The sequence below is a fragment of the Protofrankia sp. Cr1 genome, from assembly GCF_963555865.1.
In the GTDB taxonomy this organism is placed as follows: domain Bacteria; phylum Actinomycetota; class Actinomycetes; order Frankiales; family Frankiaceae; genus Protofrankia.
Map to the genome: position 1 here is coordinate 935 of NZ_CAUVXO010000057.1, position 4,157 is coordinate 5,091.

Annotated in this window: 2 protein-coding genes; both read right to left on the reverse strand. The window is 73.6% G+C overall.

Annotated elements, in window-relative coordinates:
- Nucleotides 1-3,364 (reverse strand): TIGR02680 family protein (locus U9980_RS07665; protein WP_322767299.1); only part of this gene is annotated, 3,364 nt, incomplete at its 3' end.
- The gene (locus U9980_RS07670; RefSeq protein WP_322767300.1) at nucleotides 3,285-4,010 is read right to left on the reverse strand and encodes a hypothetical protein; all 726 of its coding nucleotides are present in this window, start codon (nucleotides 4,008-4,010) and stop codon (nucleotides 3,285-3,287) included. The genes U9980_RS07670 and U9980_RS07665, both read right to left, overlap by 80 nt.
- Between the last annotated feature and the right edge of the window lie 147 nt (nucleotides 4,011-4,157).

The following is a 4,157-nucleotide window of genomic DNA, read 5'->3' on the forward strand; positions in this document are numbered from 1 at the left end:
TCGGCGTCGGCGTCGGTTCGGGAAGGTAGGGCACCGGGCGTTCGACCCGCACCCGCTCACTCCCGTCCCAGCGCCACGGCGTGACGAGCACGGCGTCGATGCCGTCCCTACGGGCGAGCTGCGCGATCGCCAGACCCGGGACCTGCGGGTAGCAGCCCCACTCCCGTTCGCTGGTCATCACCACATCCAGGTCGAACGCGGCGAGCAGCCCGAGGCACTTGGCGCGCGAGTCGTCGTCCACCCCGGCGAACGCCTCGTCCAGTGCGACCAGGCGCGGGGCATTCGGGTTACCCGAAGAGGTGTAGAACGACGACGCGGCGGCGAACAGGGGCACCGACGCGGCCAGCACCCGCTCGCCACCGGAGGCCGGCCCGGTGGCCGCCCGCCACTGGCCGTCCTGATAGCGCTGGATGGCGAACTCGTGCCACGTCCGGTAGTCCAGCGCGCGGGTCAACTGTTCGGCCCAGCCGCCGGATGTGTCCGCGGCATGCTCCCGGTTGATCTCCTCCTGGAGGAAGGCTCCCACCGCTGCCCGGTCCGCCGCGCTCCAGGCGTCGGCGGTCTGGCGCAGCAGCCGGTCACGCACCCGGTCCAGCCCGACGGGTGCCCCGCGGGCGGCCCGCCACTGCAGCCGCAGCCGCATCCCGGTCGATGTGGGCCGCTCCGCCAGATCCCCGTTGATGGCCTTGACCTGCTCCTCCGCGCCGGTGATCAGTTCCTGGAGGGTGCCCGCCACCTCGTTGACGAGGTGGTTCTCCAGGATCTCGCGTTCCTTCGCGGACAGCAGCGTCGCCCGCTGCTCGGTCTCGGTCTCCAGCGCGGCCACCAGGGTCGGAATGTCCTGCTTGCGGCCCTGGAACAGCACGTCCACCACGATGATGCCGTCGCGTACGGTCATCCCAACCGAATGGCCGTGGCGGGACAACGCGTCGGTGAGCACCTTGTGTTCGGTCGAGACCCGCTGTTGCACCAGCTCCCAGCGACGGTCGGCGTCGTCGACCCCGTCCAGTGCGGCGTTGACGGCACGCGCGAGCATGACGGCCGGTGTCGGCGCCCACGGCTCGCTCGGGTCCGGGGTCTCCAGTTCGGGCACGGCGATGGCCAGCAGGCCGGTGGCGGCGAAGGCTCGCAGCTCCTCAACTGCATGGTCACGTTCGGCGGCGGCGGTGGCGATCGATCCCTGGAGGGTTTCACGCCGGCCCTCGGCCTTGCCGCGCGCATCTCGTGCCGCACCTTCCGCGACGCGGGCCGCCTTCTCGTCCTCGTCGCACCGGACCAGTTCGGCGGCGACCGCGGCGAGCGTGCGGTACAGCTCCTCGACGCCGGCGCCCGCCGTCTCGACCAGGACCCGGTGACGTTCGGCCGCGACGTCGGCCTGGGCGCGCGCCAGGGTCGCCGCCGCCCCGGCCCGTTCGCGGCGTTCCACCGCAAGATCGACCTCCCGTTCGGCATCGGCGGCGGCGCGGCGCGCCCGGTCCAACGCCTGCGCCGCCGGCCACAGCCCGGCCAGGGCCACCCGGTAGTCGCCCACCGCCGCCCGGACGGCGTCAAGCGCGACGGCGTCTGCGGGCAGACCGACATCGGCGGCGAACTCGCCGGCGGCGGCCCGCGCCGTGTGCGCGTGGGCCTCCCGGCCGGCCACGATCGTGACCGCCTCGGCGTGCCGCGCGTCGACACGTCGCCTGACCTCGTGCTCGCCGGCGAGTTTGACGTGAGCCTCACGCAGCTCCCGGTCGGCCGGCTGCGCTCGGTGCTCGGCGGCCAGGAAACGCTGGCGCCCACTCAGTTCGGCCGCGGTCGCCGCGAGCTCGCGCAGCCGTTGCTCGATCCGGGCCAGCTCCGTCCGCAGCTGCTCCAGGCGGACGCGCCTGGCCGCCTCTCGGGCACCCTCCCCGATGTAGCCGGCGGCGTCCTTGTGCCAGGAGCCGGTCAACACCCCGTTGCCGAACCGGCCGTCGACGGCTACCCACGTTCCGCCACCGTCAGCCAGAGTCCCGGAGTCCTCACCCGATGCTCCGGATCCATCACCCGATGCTCCGGATCCATCACCCGATGTCCTGGCGCCGCCACCCAGACCGATCGTCGCCAGCAGGGCGCTGACCGCGGTGTCGGCGAGCATGGCCGCGCCGGCATCGGCGCGGTCGATCGCCGGGGCGAGCATGGCGGTGAGCCCGCCGGCCGGCGCCGGCCGACCCGGGGCGAGCAGGACGTCGTCGGTCACGGTGTCGTGTAGGCGACCGTCCGGGGCGAGCCACGCGTCAAGGATCCCGGCCGCCTCCAACGCCGCCTCGATGCCGGCCCGATGCTCGTCGGGCACGTCGGCGGCGAAGTCGACAACCTTCCACAGCGCGGCGCCGGCCCGGCCGTCGCGGGTCTGGCTGTCGCGGGTGTAGGGAATCGGCGGCGCGTCGTGGCCGCCGGCTTCCAGCCGTGCGATCTCGGCCTCGAGCTGTTCGCGCTCCCGGTCGACGCCCGCGCGCTCGGCGTCGATGTCGGCTTGGCGGCGAGCGAGTTCGGCGGTGGCGGCCCGGGCCGCCTCGTCGACGGCCGCTGTCACCGGGTTGGGGCCGTCAAGGGTTTCCACCCATGCTTCCATGACGGCGAGCAGCCCGTCGGCGTCGGCCACCCGCAGGTACGCCGTGCCGGCCAGGTAGCGTGCGCACGCGGCGAGAAGCTCGGCGCTGTGCGCCACGGTGAGGTCCTCGGCCGCGGCGATCCGCTCCGCGGCGGCCTGCTGCTCACCGATGATCCGTTCCAGCTCGTCGCGGGCCGCGCGCAGCGCCGCCTCGGCGGTCGCCGCGGTCGCCGCCGCCGCCAGCAGTGTGTTCAGGCTGGCCACGGCGCCGGCCTGCCGTTCGATCAGCGCGGCACCCGCCCGGGTGGCGATCGGGTACGGCGGCTGATCCCTGTCGAGGTCGGCCAGGACCGCGGCGTGCCGGTCGGTGACCCCGGCGGCCTCGGCGGCGCGGGCTGCGGTGGTCCGCACGGCCTGGCAGGCCGCCGCATCCGCCTCGGCGGTCCGCCGGGCGGCGACGAGCTGGGTTTCCCGCTGCCCGACGATGTCGTCGGCGGCGGCGCTCTCGGTCCTCCGCTCCGCCGCGAACCGGCCGAGGCGGTCGGCATCCTCGCCCGCGGTCCGCAACGCCTCGGCGTCACGCATCTCCGGGCTGTCCTGCAAGGCGGTGCGCCGCGCCGTCAACGCGGCCCTGGCGTCGGCCAGCTCTTCCAGCCGTTGGTGCGTGGCGACAAGCGCCTGCGTCGCGCCGCGGTGCGCCGCGTCGGCCTCACCCAGTTCCCGGCCGAGCTGCTCGTAACGGCTGTTGGCCTGTCGCGGCGGCGCGGCGCTTGGCGGCGACGGCGGCATAGCGGCGATAGCGGGTCAGAAAGGCGTCCGCCGCGGTCTTGGCCTCGGCGAGACCGCGCAGCGCCTCGCGTTCCTCGTCCAGCCCGCGGAAAGCCTCGGCCACGGTGGTCACCAACGCGGGGTCCAGCGGCGGCAACGCCTCGGTGAGCGCGCGGGAGAGCAGCTTCTCGTCGGGCTTCTTGGACAACTGCGGCTGCCGCAGCTGGATCAACAGATTGACCAGCGCCTGGTACCGGTGCCCGCCGAGCCCGAACAGCGCCTCATCCACGGCCCGGCGGTAGTCCGACGCCGTGTCGTACACCATGCCGGACCCGTCGACGGCGTCTTTGAGTTTGTCCCGGGTCAGCGCCACCCGGGTCGGGCCGATCAGTGACAGTTCCGGGCCGATCCGCTGCCCGGTGACGAAAAACCAGTGCCGCGCGATGCCACGCCCGGCCACCGCCTTGAGGCCGGCACCGATCGTGCGGTATTCGGCCACGCCATCCGCGCGCAGCCGGCCGAACTCCAGCCAGGTGTAACCCAACCGCTCGGGATGCGGATGCCTGCCGCCGAGCAGCAGGTTCCACTCCATCCGCTTGTTGCGGTCGCCGTCGGGTTCGACCCGGTGCGCGGCCAGCTCACCGTCGAGCAGGAACGGCAGGGTCAACGCGGCACCTTCGACTTGCCGGTGCCGTTGTTGCCGCGCAGGAGCAACCGGCCGTCGTGGAAGTGGAACTCCTCGACGTCGTAATAGAACAGGTCCACCAGACCGGCACGCAGCGGTTGCCAGCGCTCCCGACGCGGTATCGGCAGC